General features: G+C 73.5%; 15 protein-coding genes. 9 read left to right on the forward strand and 6 right to left on the reverse strand.

Annotated features, from left to right (window positions below; all coding sequences use genetic code 11):
- Positions 1 to 87: 87 nt before the first annotated feature.
- Positions 88 to 1647: a phytoene desaturase family protein gene (locus TR48_RS21975; RefSeq protein ID WP_042370024.1), complete on the forward strand. Its 1560-nt coding sequence runs from the start codon at positions 88 to 90 to the stop codon at positions 1645 to 1647.
- A gap of 178 nt (positions 1648 to 1825) precedes the next feature.
- Here TR48_RS21975 and TR48_RS21980 read toward each other — a convergent pair whose 3' ends face one another.
- Positions 1826 to 2509 carry a TetR/AcrR family transcriptional regulator gene (locus TR48_RS21980; protein ID WP_236652264.1) on the reverse strand — a complete coding sequence of 228 codons (684 nt, stop codon included), beginning with the start codon at positions 2507 to 2509 and terminating at the stop codon, positions 1826 to 1828.
- A 169-nt stretch (positions 2510 to 2678) separates the two neighbouring features.
- Here TR48_RS21980 and TR48_RS21985 point away from each other — a divergent pair, with 169 nt between their 5' ends.
- The 3 genes from TR48_RS21985 to TR48_RS21995 all read left to right on the forward strand — a co-directional run bounded on the left by TR48_RS21985 (position 2679) and on the right by TR48_RS21995 (position 7071).
- A complete protein-coding gene (locus TR48_RS21985; RefSeq protein ID WP_042370025.1) occupies positions 2679 to 4097 on the forward strand; it encodes an aldehyde dehydrogenase family protein in 1419 nt (472 codons plus the stop codon).
- A 181-nt stretch (positions 4098 to 4278) separates the two neighbouring features.
- Entirely contained in the window at positions 4279 to 5367 is a 1089-nt protein-coding gene (locus tag TR48_RS21990) for a Zn-dependent alcohol dehydrogenase (RefSeq protein ID WP_042370026.1), read from the forward strand.
- 90 nt (positions 5368 to 5457) lie between these two features.
- Positions 5458 to 7071 (forward strand): peptide chain release factor 3, encoded by a 1614-nt coding sequence (locus TR48_RS21995; protein ID WP_042370027.1) that lies wholly within the window; start codon positions 5458 to 5460, stop codon positions 7069 to 7071.
- Positions 7072 to 7078: 7 nt separating this feature from the next.
- Here TR48_RS21995 and TR48_RS22000 read toward each other — a convergent pair whose 3' ends face one another.
- The 4 genes from TR48_RS22000 to TR48_RS22015 all read right to left on the reverse strand — a co-directional run bounded on the left by TR48_RS22000 (position 7079) and on the right by TR48_RS22015 (position 10957).
- Positions 7079 to 8002 (reverse strand): RNA polymerase sigma-70 factor, encoded by a 924-nt coding sequence (locus TR48_RS22000; RefSeq protein ID WP_042370028.1) that lies wholly within the window; start codon positions 8000 to 8002, stop codon positions 7079 to 7081.
- A 46-nt stretch (positions 8003 to 8048) separates the two neighbouring features.
- A complete protein-coding gene (locus tag TR48_RS22005; protein ID WP_042370030.1) occupies positions 8049 to 8525 on the reverse strand; it encodes a carboxymuconolactone decarboxylase family protein in 477 nt (158 codons plus the stop codon).
- Positions 8526 to 8677: 152 nt separating this feature from the next.
- A complete protein-coding gene (locus TR48_RS22010) occupies positions 8678 to 9934 on the reverse strand; it encodes a flavin-containing monooxygenase (protein WP_042370031.1) in 1257 nt (418 codons plus the stop codon).
- Between the two features lie 102 nt (positions 9935 to 10036).
- Positions 10037 to 10957, reverse strand: a complete 921-nt coding sequence (locus TR48_RS22015) for a LysR family transcriptional regulator (RefSeq protein WP_042370032.1) — start codon at positions 10955 to 10957, stop codon at positions 10037 to 10039.
- A gap of 161 nt (positions 10958 to 11118) precedes the next feature.
- Between TR48_RS22015 and TR48_RS22020 the strand changes: the two genes are divergently transcribed.
- From TR48_RS22020 to TR48_RS22030, 3 genes are read left to right on the forward strand one after another with little or no spacing between them, the layout of a single operon-like run.
- Positions 11119 to 11592 (forward strand): RidA family protein, encoded by a 474-nt coding sequence (locus TR48_RS22020; RefSeq protein ID WP_042370034.1) that lies wholly within the window; start codon positions 11119 to 11121, stop codon positions 11590 to 11592.
- Positions 11589 to 12266: a DUF1028 domain-containing protein gene (locus tag TR48_RS22025; protein WP_042370036.1), complete on the forward strand. Its 678-nt coding sequence runs from the start codon at positions 11589 to 11591 to the stop codon at positions 12264 to 12266. The genes TR48_RS22020 and TR48_RS22025 overlap by 4 nt, the downstream gene beginning before the upstream one ends.
- A complete protein-coding gene (locus TR48_RS22030; RefSeq protein WP_084729645.1) occupies positions 12263 to 13570 on the forward strand; it encodes an amidohydrolase in 1308 nt (435 codons plus the stop codon). The genes TR48_RS22025 and TR48_RS22030 overlap by 4 nt, the downstream gene beginning before the upstream one ends.
- On the opposite strand, the gene TR48_RS22035 is transcribed toward TR48_RS22030, so the two are convergent.
- Positions 13548 to 14153 (reverse strand): TetR/AcrR family transcriptional regulator, encoded by a 606-nt coding sequence (locus TR48_RS22035; RefSeq protein ID WP_042370037.1) that lies wholly within the window; start codon positions 14151 to 14153, stop codon positions 13548 to 13550. The genes TR48_RS22030 and TR48_RS22035 overlap by 23 nt on opposite strands.
- 127 nt (positions 14154 to 14280) lie before the next feature.
- Here TR48_RS22035 and TR48_RS22040 point away from each other — a divergent pair, with 127 nt between their 5' ends.
- Positions 14281 to 15792 (forward strand): aldehyde dehydrogenase, encoded by a 1512-nt coding sequence (locus tag TR48_RS22040; RefSeq protein WP_042370038.1) that lies wholly within the window; start codon positions 14281 to 14283, stop codon positions 15790 to 15792.
- A gap of 29 nt (positions 15793 to 15821) precedes the next feature.
- Positions 15822 to 17192, forward strand: coding sequence for an aminotransferase family protein (locus TR48_RS22045; RefSeq protein ID WP_052442879.1), 1371 nt, complete (start codon positions 15822 to 15824; stop codon positions 17190 to 17192).
- The last annotated feature ends 6 nt before the right edge of the window (positions 17193 to 17198 follow it).

Genomic DNA, 17198 nt, shown 5'->3' on the forward strand with positions numbered 1-17198 from the left:
ACGGGCCCCGTCGACGGCCGCGACGGCCGCGACGGCCCGCTGAACGCGTCCTTCCGCCACGCGTGCGGTGCTGGTAGGACGGTGCGCATGAACTCTGCTGCCTATGACGCCGTCGTCGTGGGCGGCGGCCACAACGGGCTGGTCGCCGCCGCCTACCTGGCTCGCGCCGGGCGGCGCGTCGCCGTGCTGGAACGCCAGGACCACACCGGCGGCGCGGCGGTCTCCGCGCAGGCCTTCGCGGGCGTGGACGCGCGGCTGTCGCGCTACTCGTACCTGGTCAGCCTGCTGCCGAAGAAGATCGTCTCGGACCTGGGCCTGCGGTTGGAGCTGCGTCGCAGGCGCTACTCCTCCTACACGCCCTACGGCGACGGCCGCGGTCTGCTCGTCGACAACGGGGACGACACGGCCACGGCCGCCGGGTTCCGCGCGCTGACCGGCGGCGACCGCGAGTTCGCGGCCTGGCAGGAGTTCTACGGGCGCACCCGCGCGGTCGCCGAGGCCGTCTTCCCCACCCTCACCGAGCCGCTGCCCGAGCGCGCGCAGCTGCGCAAGATCGTCGCGGACGCGGCGGGCGAGCAGACCTGGGAGGCGCTCTTCGAGCGGCCGATCGGCGAGGCTGTGGAGTCCGCATTCGCGGACGACGTGGTGCGCGGCATCGTGCTCACCGACGCCCTGATCGGCACCTTCGCCCACGCCCACGACCCGTCGCTGCGGCAGAACGCCTGCTTCCTCTACCACGTGATCGGCAACGGGACCGGCGACTGGGACGTCCCGGTCGGCGGCATGGGCGCGGTGTCCGGCGCACTGGAGCGGGCCGCGCGGGACGCGGGGGCCGAGGTCCTGACGGGCTGCGAGGTGACCTCCGTCCAGGCGGACGGCGTCTCGGCCGAGGTGGCCTTCACCGACGCGACGGGCGCCGAGCGCGTCGTCGGCGCCCGCTGGGTGCTGTGCAACGCGTCGCCGCGCGAACTCGCCCGCCTGGTGGGGGACGCCTCCGCGGCAGAGCCGGTGGAGGGGGCGCAGCTGAAGGTCAACATGCTGCTGACCCGCCTGCCCCGGCTGCGCGACCGCTCCGTCGACCCGCGCGCCGCCTTCGCGGGGACCTTCCACATCGCGGAGGGCTACGGCGAGTTGGAGACGGCCTACCGGCAGGCGGCGGCAGGGCGGTTGCCGAGCCCCGCTCCCTCGGAGATCTACTGCCACTCGCTGACCGACCCGAGCATCCTCTCCCCCGAGCTGCGGCAGCGCGGCTACCAGACGCTCACCCTCTTCGGCCTGCACCAGCCCGCACGCCTCTTCCCCTCCCACGACCGGGAGTCGGCGCTGCGGGCCGTCCTTGCCGCGTTGGACGCGGTGCTGGACGAGCCCGTGACGGACTGTCTGGCACGGGACGGTCAGGGAGAGTTGTGCGTCGAGGCGCGCACCCCGTCGGACCTGGAAGCCGACCTGGGCCTCCCGGGCGGCAACATCTTCCACCGCCCGCTGGTCTTCCCCTACGCGGAGGCGGCCGACCCGTCCGCCGGCCGTTGGGGCGTCGGCACGCCCTACGCCCCGAACCTCCTGCTCTGCGGCGCGGGCGCGCCGCGCGGCGGCGGCGTCAGCGGCATCCCCGGACACAACGCCGCGATGGCGGCGCTGGGTTCGTAGCACCCAGCGCCGCCAGGCTCAGGGCTGGTGGACGTCGGCGGCGGTGATCACGCCGCCCGACACGGTGGAGGTGCCGCTGTAGTTCTGCACGGAGCCGTCGGTCTGGGTGGAGGCGGCGCGCCAACAAGGGGGCCGGTATCAGGATGTTGTTCGTCCAAGCCCGGGGGCCGGACGGGCCTCAGCCGCCGTAGCGGGCGCCGCGCAGGCGGGGCTCCAGGCCGATCCAGATGACCGACATGAGGCGGCGGGCCGACTCCTCCGGCGGCTCGGGGCTGGCGTCGAGGACCCAGCCCGCCAGGGCGTCGGCCGCGCCGGTGATGATCGCGGCCATGGCCGCGGCCTCGCCGCGGTCCGGGCGTCCGTCGCCCGAGCGCGGGCCGGGGACGTCGTCGCGGGCGGCCTCGCGGACGGCACGCCGCAGCAGCGCGGTAACCGCGCTGCTGACCTCGGCCCGCGCCGCGGCGACCTCGGCGACGACCGGCTCGCCCTGCGCCCGCGCCTGCTGGTAGAGGACGATCCAGCTGTCCCGGTGCTCGGCGACGAACGCGAAGAACGCGGTCAGCCCGCGGAACAGTTGCTCGCCGGGGTCCATCGACGGGTCCGCCGCCTCCGCGAAGCGGGCGATCAGGCGGTCGGCCTCGCGGCGGATGCACGCCGCGAACAGCTCCTCCTTCGAACCGAGGTAGAGGTAGAGCATCGGCTTGGAGACCTCGCACTCCTCGGCGATCTCGTCCATCGACGCCGCGTGGTAGCCGGACCGCGAGAAGACCTTCACCGCCGCGTCCAGCATCTGCTGTTCACGCTGTGCCCTCGGCACGCGCTTCGCCTTCACAGGGGCCTCGTCCCGGGCTTCCGATCGCACGCCCCCGAGTCTATGTGCTCCACGCCAGGAGCGACGCCACAGGTCATGCACTCCTGATGACGCCACGCCACGTGACCTGTGGCACTCGGAAGGGGCCTTGCGCGCGGGCCCGGCCACGCCTTGACTAGCACTGCTAAGTTTTCGTCGCGCGCGGCCCGGAGGGACCAAGGTGGAGACCTACACCGACCAGTACATCGGCGGCGGCTGGCGTCCCTCGCTCGGCGAGGGGACGATCACCGTCCTCAACCCCGCCACCGAGGAGGCCCTCGCCGCCGTCGCCGCGGGCGACGCCGCCGACGTGGAGTCCGCCGTCGCCGCGGCCCGCGCCGCGCAGCGCGCGTGGGGCGCGAGCAGCAAGGAGACCCGGCTCGCCCACCTGACGGCGATCCGCGACGGCCTGGCCGCGCACCAGGAGGAGATCGCCGCCACGGTCACCGCCGAGCTCGGCGCGCCGATCGGCTTCTCCACCGCCGTCCACGCGGCGCTGCCGCTCGCGGTGGCCTCGGGCTACGTCGAGCTGCTGGCCGGCTTCGAGTTCACCGAGCGCGTCGGCAACTCCACCGTCTACCGCGAGCCCGCCGGCGTCGTCGGCGCGATCACGCCGTGGAACTACCCGCTGCACCAGATCGTCGCCAAGGTCGTCCCCGCCCTGGCGGCCGGCTGCACCGTCGTGCTCAAGCCCGCGGAGGACACCCCGCTGGTGGCGCGCCTGTTCGCGCGGATCGTCCACGAGGCCGGCCTGCCGGCGGGCGTCTTCAACCTCGTGACCGGCATCGGCTCGGTCGCGGGCGCCGCGCTGGCCGCGCACCCTGACGTGGAGCTGGTCTCCTTCACCGGCTCGACCGCCGTCGGCCGCGCGATCGGCGAGCAGGCCGGGCGCGGCATCAAGCGCGTCGCGCTGGAGCTGGGCGGCAAGTCCGCCAACGTCGTCCTGCCGGGGGCGGACCTGGCCCGCGCGGTCAACGTCAACGTCGGCAACGTCTTCGCCAACTCCGGCCAGACGTGCAGCGCCTGGACCCGCCTGCTGGTGCACCAGGACCAGTACGAGGAGGCCGTCGCGATCGCGGCCAAGGCCGCGGCGAAGTACGTCCCCGGCGACCCGACCCGCCCCGAGACCCGCCTGGGCCCCGTCGTCAACGCCAAGCAGCGGGACCGTGTCCGCGGCTACATCCGGGCCGGCCTCGACGCGGGCGCCCGCCTGGTCGCGGGCGGCGTCGACGCCCCCGAGGGCGCGGAGCGCGGCTTCTTCGTCCGCCCGACGGTCCTGGCCGACGTGACGCCGGACATGACCGTGGCCCAGGAGGAGATCTTCGGCCCGGTCCTGTGCGTGCTGGCGTACCGCGACGAGGACCACGCGGTGGAGCTCGCCAACGGCACGGACTACGGCCTGGCCGGCGGCGTCTGGGCCGCGGACGAGGCGACTGCCGTCGCGTTCGCCCGCCGCATGGACACCGGCCAGGTGGACATCAACGGCGGCCGCTTCAACCCGCTGGCGCCGTTCGGCGGCTACAAGGGCTCCGGCGTCGGCCGCGAGCTCGGCCGCCACGGCCTCGAGGAGTTCCTCCGGACCAAGTCGCTGCAGTTCTAGACCTGCAGGTGCATCTCCTCAGGGGCGCGAGGCTCTGCCGACATGCGGCTCCGCCGCGTGGGCGCGACACGGCACCCGCCCATGGAGAACACCGAACGCGCCGGGCCATCCGCGCAGGGTGGTTGCCCGCGCAGTTCCTCGCGCCCCCAAGGGTTCCCCTCCATAGAAAGGCTCTCCCCTCGTGACGACGACGGTTCGTGCCGCGCTGCTCTCCTCCGTGGGCGCTCAGCTGGAGCTCACCGAGATCACCCTCCCCGACCCCGGCCCCGGACAGGTGCGGGTGAAGCTCGCCGCCGCGGGGGTGTGCCACTCCGACCTGTCGCTCTCGACGGGCGTGCTCCGCGCGGCGACGCCCGTCGTCCTCGGCCATGAGGGCGCAGGGACGGTCGTCGCCGTCGGGGAGGGGGTGACCAAGGTCGCCCCCGGCGACTCCGTCGTGCTGAACTGGGCGCCGGCCTGCGGGCACTGCCACCTGTGCGAGCTCGGCGAGCCGTGGCTGTGCGAGAACTCCTACGCCGCCTCCGTCGAGACGTACGCCGCGCTGGGGGACGGCACCGGCGTCTACCCGGGCCTCGGTGTCGCCGCCTTCGCCGAGGAGACGGTCGTCTCCGAGCGCGCCGTGATCCCGCTGCCGCAGGGCGTCCCGCTGGACGCCGCCGCGCTGCTCGGCTGCGCGGTGCTGACCGGCTACGGCGCGGTCCACAACTCCGCGCGGGTGCGGGAGGGCGAGTCCGCGGTCGTCTTCGGGCTGGGCGGTGTGGGCCTGGCCGTGCTGCAGGGGCTGCGGATCGCCGGCGCGGGGCCGGTCGTCGCGGTGGACGTCACGCCGGAGAAGGAGGAGCTGGCGCGCCGCCACGGCGCGACGGACTTCGTCCTGGCCGACGAGCAGACGGCCAAGACCGTCCGCAAGCTGACCGGCGGGCACGGCGCCGACCACGCCTTCGAGTGCGTGGGCCGCTCCGCCACCATCCGCGCCGCCTGGAACTCCACCCGCCGCGGCGGTCGCGCCACCGTGGTCGGCATCGGCTCCAAGGACGACCAGGTCTCCTTCAACGCCCTGGAGATCTTCCACTTCGCCCGGACCCTGACCGCCTGCGTCTACGGCGACGGTGTCCCGGAGCGCGACCTCCCGATCCTCGCCGACCACGTCCGCGCGGGCCGCCTCGACCTCGACGCCCTCATCACGGACCGGATCACCCTCGACGACATCCCGGCCGCCTTCGACCGCATGCGCGAGGGCAAGGGCGGCCGCTCCTTGATCACCTTCTAGGTCGCCCGCTCCGGCCCGGTAGAGTGGTGCGGTTGCCCGCAACGAACGCTGCGCCACAAGACCGACTGTGCGAAGGACCTGAGGAACGACGTGAGCACCGACTCCCCCGCCACCGCTGCCCAGGTTCTGCAGGAGGCCTCGCGCCGCCGCACCTTCGCCGTCATCTCGCACCCCGACGCCGGTAAGTCGACGCTGACCGAGGCGCTCGCGCTGCACGCGCAGGCGATCACCTCGGCCGGCGCCGTGCACGGCAAGGGCGGGCGCAAGGGCGTCACGTCCGACTGGATGGAGCTGGAGCGGGACCGAGGGATCTCGGTGACCTCCGCCGCGCTGCAGTTCGGGCACCGCGACCACGTGATGAACCTGGTCGACACCCCCGGTCACGCCGACTTCTCCGAGGACACCTACCGTGTCCTGTCCGCGGTCGACTGCGCGATCATGCTGGTGGACGCGGCCAAGGGCCTGGAGGAGCAGACCCGCAAGCTGTTCTCCGTCTGCCGCCACCGCGGCGTGCCGGTGATCACGTTCATCAACAAGTGGGACCGCCGTGGTCGCGAGGCGCTGGAGCTGCTGGACGACATCCAGAACATCCTGGAGATCACGCCCGTCCCGCAGGTCTGGCCGGTCGGCAACGCGGGCAACTTCCGCGGCCTGGTCGAGGCGGCGGACACCGAGCAGTTCCTGAAGTACACCCGCGTCCCCGGCGGCACCCACGAGGCCGAGGAGGAGCGGATGGACGCCGCCGCGGCCGAGGCCGTCGAGGGCGAGCTGTGGCCGACCGCGCTGGAGGAGCTGGAGCTCGCGCTCGACTCCGGGCCGGGCTGGGACCCGCAGGCCTTCCGCGAGGGCAAGATCACCCCGGTTTTCTTCGGCTCCGCGCTCACCAACATCGGTGTCCGGCTGCTGCTCGACGCCGTCGTGGACCTGGCCCCGTCCCCCGACGCCCGCGAGATGGCGAACGGCGACCACCGCCCGGTGGAGGAGGACTTCTCCGGCGTGGTGTTCAAGATCCAGGCCAACATGGACCCGGCCCACCGCGACCGCATCGCGTTCATCCGCGTCTGCTCCGGCGTCTTCGAGCGCGGCATGAACGTCACCCGCGCGGCCTCCGGCCGCTCGCTGGCGACCAAGTACGCGCACACCGTCTTCGGCGCCGAGCGCACCGTCGCGGACATCTGCTACCCCGGCGACGTGGTCGGCCTGATCAACGCGACCGCGCTGCGCGTCGGCGACACGCTCTACGTGGGCAAGAAGGCCGAGTTCCCGCCGCTGCCGGCGTTCGCCCCCGAGCACTTCGCGGTGGCGCGGCCCAAGGACATCAGCCGCAGCAAGCAGTTCCGCAAGGGCATCTCGCAGCTGGACGAGGAAGGCGTGGTCCAGGTCCTCACCTCGGACCGCCGCGGTGACCAGGCCCCGGTGCTGGCCGCGGTCGGCCCGATGCAGTTCGACGTCGTGCTGCACCGCATGGAGCACGAGTTCTCCTCGCCGATCGTGCTGGAACGCCTGCCCTACTCGCTCGCTCGCGTCACCGACGCGGCCGGGGCGGAGGTGCTGAACCGCTCCCGCCTGGTCACCGGCGAGCCGCTGACCCGCCGCAGCGACAACGCGATGCTCGCGCTGTTCGGCGACAAGTGGCAGCTCAACAGCTTCGTCCGGGGCAACCCGGACGTGAAGCTGGAGACGCTGATCGCGACCGCGGACTGACGCTCCCTCACCTCGCCTGGCGGCGGGCCTCCTTGAACGCGCGGGAGACCTCCCAGGCATCGGCGACCGGGCCCACGTGGCCCAGCTTGTCGGGGTTGAGCACGAGGCGGACGGCCTGGATCTCCCCGTCCAGGACGTCGAGTTCCAGGGTGTGCAGCACCTTGCCGTCGCGGTCGCGGACGATCGCGCCCGGCTGGCCGTTGATCGCGTGGGGCTCGATCGTGAGCCCGAGGCGGACCAGGGCGGGGAAGACGGCGGCGAGCAGCCGGGCCACCTTGTCCGCGCCCGCGATCGCCCTCGCCAGCTGCGGGGCCTTGCCGCCGCCGTCGCCGACCATGGAGACGTCGGCGGCGAGCAGGTGCCGCAGGCCGTCGACGTCGCCCTCGCGCAGTGCGTCGAAGAACCGTGCGGCGAGCTCCTCGCGCTCCTTGCGGTCGGCCTCGAACCGGGGCCGACCGGCGTTCATGTGGCGCCTGGCCCGCACCACGAGCTGGCGGCAGGCCTCCTCGGAGCGTCCGACGGCCGAGGCGATCTCCGCGAAGCCGAAGTCGAAGACCTCGCGCAGCACGAAGACCGCGCGCTCCAGCGGGCTCAGCCGCTCCAGCAGCAACAGCGCCGCCGTGGACACGGAGTCGGCCAACTCGGCCGAGCGGGCCGGGTCCTGGTAGGGGTCGGCGAGCAGCGGCTCGGGGAACCACGGCCCGAGGTACTCCTCCCGCTGGACCCGGGCCGAGCGCAGCACGTCGATCGAGATCCGGGTGACCACGGCGGAGAGGAAGGACTTGGTCGACCTCGGCTCGGTGTCGGTGGCCTCGAAGCGCAGCCAGGTCTCCTGGACCGCGTCCTCGGCCTCGCTGACGCTGCCCAGGACCCGGTACGCGATGGAGAACAGCAGCGGGCGCAGCTCCGCGAAGTCCTCGACCTTGCTCATCGTGCGATCCTTCCCCGTCCCCCGGTGGCCAACCGATCCGCCCGCGTCAGTGCAGCTGTCCGGCGGCGTAGTCGCCGGCGCAGGGCTGGCGGGTGATGATGTTCATCCGGTTCACCATGTTCATGAACCCGATGTGGATCACCAGCGCGGTGAGCTGGTCGCCGTCGTAATGCCGGGCGGCGTTCTCCCACACCGCGTCGCTGACCCCCTCCGCCGCGTCCGCCACCCGGGTCCCCTCCTCTGCGAGCGCGAGCGCGGCCCGCTCGGCCTCGGTGAACACGGTGGCCTCGCGCCACCCCGCCACCAGCGCGAGCCGCACGGGGCTCTCGCCCGCCGCGAGCGCCTCCTTGGCGTGCATGTCCAGGCAGACCGCGCACCCGTTGATCTGGCTCACCCGCGTCGACACCAGCTCCTGGGTGCTCACGGGCAGCCCCGCCTCCCTGATCGCCTTGCCCGCGGCCATGAAGTGCTTGAGCGCCTTGCCGGAGACGGGAGCGGCGAAGAAGTCGAGTCGCGCGTCCATGGTGTGTTCCTCCGTCGTCGTGAGTGCTGACACCCCCGAGACGAACGGACCCGCCCGCCCGTGACACGGGTGGATGTGACCCGCGTCACGACGGATCCCCGGGTCCGGCCAGGTCCGCACCCCGGAGGGCCGACGGATCGCGACGGCTCGGCTCAGTCCCCGCCGTGGGCGAGGTAGGCGCGCTGGGTGGCGATGTGGTCGGCGATGTGGCGGGCGTCGTGCCAGACGCCCCAGATGAAACTGGAGCCGCGGCGGGACTGCCAGGGGAGGCCGAGGAAGTAGACGCCCGGCTCGGCGGAGACGCCGCGGCGCTGGTGCGGACGGCCGCTCGGGTCGAAGGCGTCGACCTCGAGCCAGCCGAAGTCGGTGGCGTAGCCCGTCGCCCAGACGATCGAGGTGACGCCGGCCTCGGCCAGGTCGAGTTCCCGGCGCGGGTGCGCCACGCAGTCCGGTTCGGGGCCGAGGACGTGCGCCTGCGGCTCCTGCGGCAGGTCGAGGCCGTTGCGCTCGACGTACGCGTCGGCCGCGCGCAGGAGCGCGAGGTACTTGGCGTCGCCGGCTGCGATGTTGGCGGCGAGGTCGGGCGCGAAGCGCAGAACGCCGTCGGCGCAGGAGGCGGTCAGGCCGAGCAGTTCGATGCCGTCGGCGGCCAGTTCGCGGAAGTCCACGGTGTGACCCCCGCGGGCGCCGCTGACAGCGATGGTGACGTGTTCCGCGCCCTGCGGCGGCGTCTCCGCGTCCCACAGCCCGAGCACGCCGAGCCACCAGCAGAAGTCACGCCCGCGGTACTGGCGCGGCGGCCGGTCGTGCGGGCCCACGGAGAGGAACACCCGGCGGCCGGACCGGCGCAGCTCGTCGGCGATCTGCACGCCCGAGGAGCCCGCGCCGACCACGAGCACCGCGCCCTCCGGCAGTTGGCCGGGGTTGCGGTAGGCGTGGGAGTGGATCTGCACGGGCACCGCGCCGTCCGGCACGATCGGCGGGATCAGCGGCCGCTGGAACGGGCCGGTCGCCGCCACGACGAAGCGCGCGTCGATCGGGCCCTGCGACGTCTCGACCCGGAAGCCGGGCCGGCCCGTGTGCCTGCGCACGGAGGTCACCTCGACGCCGCACCGGACCGGTGCGCCGATCTTCTGCGCGTACGCGACGAAGTAGTCCGCGACCTGCTCCTTGGAGGCGAAGGCGTCGGGGGCGACGCCCTCGAACTCCAGCCCGGGGAACCGGTCGTGCCACGCGGGCCCGTTGGCGACCAGGGAGTCCCACCGCGCCGTGCGCCACCGCTCGGCGATCCGGTCCCGCTCCAGGACGAGGTGCGGGATGCCATGGGCGCCCAGATGCTCGCTCATCGCCACGCCCGCCTGGCCCGCCCCGACGACGACCACGTCGACTTCGGTCACTTCACTCGGCATTGCACCCTCCACTGCGGCGGTTGTCCGTCGGTGAAATCGTCAGGCGCTGCCTTGAGTTCTGTCTAATAGAAGTTTTCGTTGCGAGTGATCTGATTTAGTGATTCATCGACGGGCGGGCGCGGCCAGCAGCTCGTGGGCGAGCTGCGCGACGGCCGCCGCCCGCCCGGTCTGGCGTACGCCGTCCATCCGGGCGAGGACCAGATCCAGCGGTGGGTGCTCGTTCGTGAGCGCGAGGACGGCCACCTTGGCGCCGCTGTAGGTGTCGTCGGTCGCGGGGCGCTGGTGCAGCACCGAGAAGCCGTGGCCGAGTGCCACGAGCGAGCGGACCGCCTCGTAGTTGTGCGAGCGGTGGCGGACCACGGGCGTGATGCCGGTCGCGGTGACGAGCGACCAGAAGTAGTCACGGCTGTGCGGCAGGTCGAGCAGGACGAACGGTTCGTCGGCCAGCTCGGCCAGGTCGACGGCGCCGCGACCGGCCAGCGGGTGGTCGGCCGCGACGAGCGCGTGGACCGGCAGGGAGGCGACGGTGTCGCGCGCGACGCCGGGCCCGAGGCCGAGGTCGTAGGTGAGGGCGAAGTCGATCCGGCCGGTGCGCAGCGCCCGGTCGAGCTCGTCCGCCTCGCCCTCGACGACGTCGATCCGGAGCCCGGGGTGGCGGTCCGCCGCCGCGACCAGCAGCCCCGGCAGGACGAAGGGGGCCAGGGTGACGAAGCAACCGAGCCGGACCGGCCCGCTCAGCCCGCCCTCGACGCCGCGCGCCTCGGCGGCCACGTCGAGCGCGTGCGTGAGGAGCTCGCGCGCCTGCAGCAGCAGCCGGTCCCCGGCGGGGGTGGTGACCAGGCCCTTGCCCTTGCGGCGGATGAACAGCTGGACGCCGAGCTCGTGCTCCAGGTTCGAGACCGCGGTGGACACCGCCGACTGTGCGATCAGCAGCCGCTCGGCGGCCGCCGTCATGCTGCCGGCCTCGGCGGCCACGACGAAGTACCGCAGCTGCGCCAGCGTGAATCCGACCGCTTCCGTCATGCCTCCGCACCCTCCGCATTCGCATGCATCTGATTCTCAGATGACCCAACACTAAAAGATCTGCTTTACCGGCGATAGAGCCGCTCGCATAGTGGTGCTGCGGCCCCACCGGCCCAACCACGACGCCCACAAGCCCCACAAGCCCCGGGAGAGGTTTGCTGATGGTGCATCACCGACTGCGGCGCTTCAACACCGCCGACACCTATCCCGAGCAGAACCTCGCCAACGACCTGGCCCAGGCCGTCGTCGCCGAGGGCACCGTCTACCTGCGCGGGCAGATCGGACAGGACCTGACAACCCGCGAGAGCGTCGGCGTCGGCGACGTCGAGGCCCAGGCGGAACGGGCGATGGCCAACATCGCCATGCTGCTGGAGGAGTCCGGGAGTTCACTGGACGAGATCGTGAAGGTGACGATCTACCTCACCGACGTGCGCTACCGCGAGACCGTCTACCGCGTCATGGGCCGCCGGCTCAAGGGCGTGCACTACGTCTCGACGGGCCTGGTCGTCTCCGCGCTGGCCCGGCCGGAGTGGCTGGTGGAGATCGACGCCACCGCCGTCATCCCCGCCTCGCGCCGGGCCGAGGCGGCCGGGATCCGGCATGCAAAGGCGGCCGAGCGAGGGGAACTGCTGTGACCTTCTCCCTTACGGCGCGGTGCACCCGGACCGGGCAGGTCGGGGCGGCCATCGCCTCCTCCAGCCCCGCCGTGGCCGCACGCTGCGCGTACGTGCGCGCCGGCGTCGGCGCGGCGTGCACGCAGAACGTGACCGATCCGCGGCTCGGGCCGTGGCTGCTGGACCTGCTGGCGGCCGGCGCGGGCGCGGCGGACGCGGTCGCGCACACCGTGGCCACCGAACCCCTGGTCGCCTGGCGGCAGTTGACGGCAGTCGGGGTGAGCGGCGCGCCCGCCGCGTACTCGGGCGAGCACGCGCTCGGCGCGCACGCGCAGGTCGTCGGCGCGGACTGCGTCGCGGCCGGGAACCTGCTCGCGCACCCGGACGTGCCGCAGGCGATGGTCGACGCGTTCACGGCGCGCCCCGAACGGCCGCTCGCGCATCGGCTGTTGGACGGGCTGGCGGCGGCCCTCGCGGCAGGCGGCGAGGCGGGGCCGGTCCACTCGGCCGGACTCCTGCTCGCGGACGCGGCGCCCTGGCCGGTCACGGACCTCCGGGTGGACTGGACGGAGGGCGATCCGGTCGCGGAACTGGCTGCCCTGTGGCAGCTGTGGGAGCCGCAGCAGGACTCCTACCTCCAGCGAGCGCTCGCACCCGACCTGGCCCCCAGCTACGGCGTCCCGGGGGACCTGTGAGCACCCCGGCCGCCGGCGGCGAGTCGGACGGCCGCGCTCCAGGCGCGGAATCGAGGGCGGAATCGAGGGCGGCAGCCACGCGCTTCGCTTCGGCGCCCGGAGGAACGGTCGGCCCACGGAGCGAGAGCACCGCTCTCGCGCAGGCGCCCGGGGTCGCGCGGACGGCGCTCCGCGACACGATCGGTGCTCTCGCGGGCCCGCTGACCGGGCTCTCGCGGCGCCTGCACGCCCATCCCGAGACCGCCTGGGAGGAAGAGAAGGCCGCGCGCTGGACCGCCTCGCTCCTCGACGACCTCGGCTACGCCGTGACCCCCGGCGTCTGCGACCTGCCCACCGCGTTCTCCGCCCGGATCGGCAGCGGCCCACTGCACGTCGCGCTCTGCGCCGAGTACGACGCGCTGCCCGGCCTCGGCCACGCCTGCGGCCACAATCTCATCGCCGCCTCCGCCGTCGGTGCGGCCGCCGGGCTGGCCCGGGTCGCCGACGACCTCGGGCTCACCGTGACCGTCCTCGGCACCCCGGCCGAGGAGGGCGGCGGCGGGAAGATCCTGATGCTGGAGCGCGGCGCCTTCGACGGCGTCGACGTGGCGATGATGGTCCACCCCGGTCCCGTCGACGTCGCCGAGGCCGAGCCCTTCGCCGTCGCCCATCTGGGCGTCCGCTACACCGGACGGGCCGCGCACGCCGCCGCCTACCCCGAGCGCGGACGCAACGCCGCGGACGCGTTCACCGTCGCCCAGGTCGGCATCGGCCTGCTGCGGCAGCAGCTCCCGGCCGGCACCCGGGTGCACGGCCTGGTGACCCGCGGCGGCGAGGCGCCGAACGCCATCCCGGAACGGACGGAGGGGCGCTGGTACGTGCGCGCCGCCGACCTGGAGGAGCTGGAGCGGGTCCAATCCCGGGTCGAGGCCTGCTTCCGGGCCGGGGCGCTGGCCGCCGGCTGCGCCTTGGAGATCGAGCCGGAGAGCCCGCCGTACTCGGAGTTCCGGGGTGACCCGGAGCTGCTGGCCCGCTACCGCCGCAACGCCGAGGGCATCGGCCGCCGCTTCGCCGCGCCCGGCGATCCGGCCGCCCGGATGAACCGGGCGTCGACGGACATGGGCAACGTCTCGCGCGTCGTGCGCGCGCTGCACCCCTACATCGGCGTCGACTCGCTGCCGGCCGTCAACCACCAGCGCGAGTTCGCCGCCGCCTGCGCGACCCCGGCCGCCGACGCTGCCCTGCTGGACGGCGCGCTGGCCCTCGCGCTGACGGCGGCCGACCTGGCCGCGTCCGACGGCGCTACAGCTCGGCGCACCCCGTGACAGCCCGCGCGTGCGCGGTCAGCAGGCCGAGCGCGGTGACCCGGTCCACGACCGGGTTGCGCGCGACGATGTGCAGGCCGTAGCCGTCCTCCAGGGCGACGAGGTTCCGCGCGGCGTCGGCGACGGGTGTGGCGAGCGTGAACACGCCTGCCACGGCGCCGACTTCGAGCAGCGTCGCGTAGAGCGCGACCTCGCGGGCGAAGAGCGAGCCCATCAGCGCGGCGTGCCCGGCACTGCGGTCGGCGAGGCCGTGCAGCTCGAAGAGCAACCGGTGCACCGGGTCACCCGGGCCCTCCGGCAGGCCGGAGGCTAGCGCGGCGCGCAGCCGGGCGGCCGGGCCCCCGCCGGGGTCCTCGGCCTTGGCCTGTCGCTGCGTCAGATAGCGCTCGACGGCGTCCTGATGGACGGCCAGCACGAGGTCGTCCAGCTCCGGGTAGTAGTACAGGACCGACCCCGCCGAGACGCCGGCCTCGGCGGCGATGTCCTTGATGCGCAGGCCGGCCATGCCCCGGTCCGCGATCGCCCGTCCGGCGGCGTCGATCAGCGCGTCGCGGCGGGCCCCTTGGTTCTTCGGTCGTGCCATGCCACGCATTCTCTGACACGTGCATCAAAAAATCCACGACAATCGCGCTCCGGTCATTGACGCGGGCTTCACCCATTGTTTGAATCTCGCATCAAAGAACTCGCGAGGACACCAGAGGACCCCCTCCATGAGTGACTCCACCCCCACCCCCACCCACGCCGACTGGCAGCGCCGGGCCGCCGCTCTCACCGCACAGACCCGCGCCTTCGTCGGCGGCGACCAGCGCGACGCCCGCTCCGGCGCGACCTTCACCGACACCGACCCGGCCACCGGCAAGGCGCTCGCCGAGATCGCCGCCTGCGACGCGGCGGACGTGGACGTCGCCGTCCGCTCGGCCCGCGCCGCCTTCGCCGACGGCCGCTGGTCCGGCCTCGCGCCGGAGGCGCGCAAGAAGCGCCTGCTGCGCCTGGCCGAGCTGATCGAGCGGCACGGACCCGAGCTCGCCCTGTACGACTCGCTCGACGTGGGCAAGCCCGTCGCCGAGGCGCTGGCCGTCGACGTGCCCGGCGCGGCCGGTTGCTTCGCCTGGCACGCCGAGGCCGCCGACAAGCTCTACGACGAGGTCGCCCCGGCCGCACCCGGCAACCTGGCGCTGGTCCGCCGCGTCCCGCTCGGCATCGTCGGCGCGGTCGTGCCGTGGAACTTCCCGCTCGACCTGGCTTCCTGGAAGCTCGCCCCCGCCCTCGCGGCCGGCAACAGCGTCGTCCTGAAGCCCGCCGAGCAGTCGCCGCAGTCGGCACTGCTGCTCGCCCGACTGGCGGTCGAGGCGGGCATCCCGGACGGCGTGCTGAACGTCGTCCCGGGCCTCGGCGAGACCGCCGGGCGCGCACTCGGCCTGCACCCGGACGTCGACGTGCTGGCGTTCACCGGCTCCACCACGGTCGGGCGGCTCTTCCTCTCCTACGCCGCGCAGTCGAACGGCAAGCAGGTCTGGCTGGAGGCGGGCGGCAAGAGCCCCAATCTCGTCTTCCCCGACGCCGATCTGGACGCCGCCGCCGAGCGCGCCGCCTTCGGCTTCTGCTTCAACGCCGGCCAGGTCTGCTCCGCCAACACCCGGCTGCTCGTCCACGCCGACATCGCCGAGGAGTTCACCGCCCGCGTCGCCGAGCACGCCGCCGCCTACGTGCCCGGCGACCCGCTCGACCCGGCCACCCGCCTCGGCCCGCTGGTCGACGAGGCCCAGGCGCGGCGCCTGCTCACCGCCGTCGACGCGGCCCGCGCGCAGGGCGGCCGCGTCGTCCTCGGCGGCACCCGGCCGGACCGCGGTGACCTCGCCCTGGGCGCCTACCTGCACCCGACGATCGTCACCGGCCTGCCCGAGGACGCGCCGCTCGCCCGCGAGGAGCTGTTCGGGCCGGTGCTGACGGTCCTTCCGTTCCGGGACGAGGCGGACGCGGTGCGGATCGCCAACGACTCCCCCTACGGGCTGGCCGCGTCCGTCTGGACCCGCGACCTGGCCCGCGCCCACCGCGTCGCCGAGGCGCTCCACGCCGGGACCGTCTCGGTCAACACCGTCGACGCGCTGAGCCCGACCACGCCGTTCGGCGGCTTCAAGCAGTCCGGCTACGGACGGGACCTCTCCCTGCACTCCTTCGAGAAGTACACCGGCCTGAAGACGACCTGGGTCTCCTTCGGCTGAGTCGCCCCACCCTCGTGAAAGGCAGCACCATGAGCCGCACCCCCCTCACCCCCGAACAGCTGCGCGACGCGGACCGGGCCCGGATCATCCACCCCTACCTGCCCGGCTCCGTCTCCGAGCGCGTCGTGATGACCGAAGGCTCCGGCTGCCGCCTCACCGACGCGGACGGCCGCTCCTACCTCGACGCCACCGGCGGCCTCTGGCTGGCCCAGATCGGCCACGGCCGCGAGGAAGTGGCCCGCGCCGCGTTCGAGCAGATGCAGCAGCTGGAGTACTTCACCAGCTTCTGGGAGTTCTCCAACGAGCCCGCGATCCGGCTGGCCGGCAAGCTGACCGAGATCGCCCCCGAGGGCCTGGGCCATGTCTACTTCACCTCCGGCGGCTCGGAGGGCAACGAGGCCGCGATCAAGATGGCCCGCTACTACCACCACCGTCGCGGCGAGAGCTCCCGCACCTGGATCCTGGCGCGGAACAAGGCGTACCACGGGATCGGCTACGGCGGCGGCTCAGCGACCGGCTTCCCGGTCTACCACGAGGGCTTCGCCCCGATGATGCCGCACGTCTCGCACCTGACTCCGCCGTGGCCGTACCGCAGCGAGCTTTACGCCGGCGGGGCCGGAACACCCGAGGACCCCACCGACTTCCTCATCGCCGAGCTGGAGCAGCGGATCGCCGAGATCGGCCCGGGCAACATCGCCGCCATGATCGGCGAGCCGATCATGGGCGTGGGCGGCATGCTCGTCCCGCCGGCCGACTACTGGCCGCGGGTGCGGGAGGTGCTGGACCGCCACGGCATCCTGTTGATCCTCGACGAGGTCGTCACCGCCTACGGCCGCGTCGGAAAGTGGTTCGCCGCCCAGCACTTCGGCGTCCGGCCGGACATCGTCGTCACCGCCAAGGGCATCACCTCCGGCTACATCCCGCTGGGTGCGCTGCTGGTGGGCGACCACGTCGCCGAGGAGCTGCTCGCGGACCACGGCTTCCCGATGGGCTACACCTACAACGGCCACCCGGTCGCCGCCGCCGTCGCCCTGGCGAACCTGGAGATCATCGAGCGCGAGGGCCTGCTCGCCCGCGCCACCGAGATCGGCGGCTACCTGCACCGCGAGTTGGAGGCGCAGCTCGGCGACCTGCCCGTGGTCGGCGAGATCCGCTCGGTCGGCATGATGCTCGCGGTCGAGCTGGTCGCCGACCGGGCAACCCGCGAGCCGTTGCCGATGCTCCAGCCGCTGCTGCCCGACGTGATCCGCCGGGAGACCGGCGTCATCGTCCGCGACTGCGCGCACTCCCTGGTCCTGTCTCCGCCGCTGATCATGACGGAGACGGAGGCCAAGGAGACCGTCGCCGCCATGCGCCAGATCCTGGAGCGGGTGACCCCCACCGGCGAGATCCACGCCTGATCCGAC

The sequence above is a fragment of the Streptacidiphilus neutrinimicus genome (assembly GCF_000787815.1).
In the GTDB taxonomy this organism is placed as follows: Bacteria; Actinomycetota; Actinomycetes; order Streptomycetales; family Streptomycetaceae; genus Streptacidiphilus; species Streptacidiphilus neutrinimicus.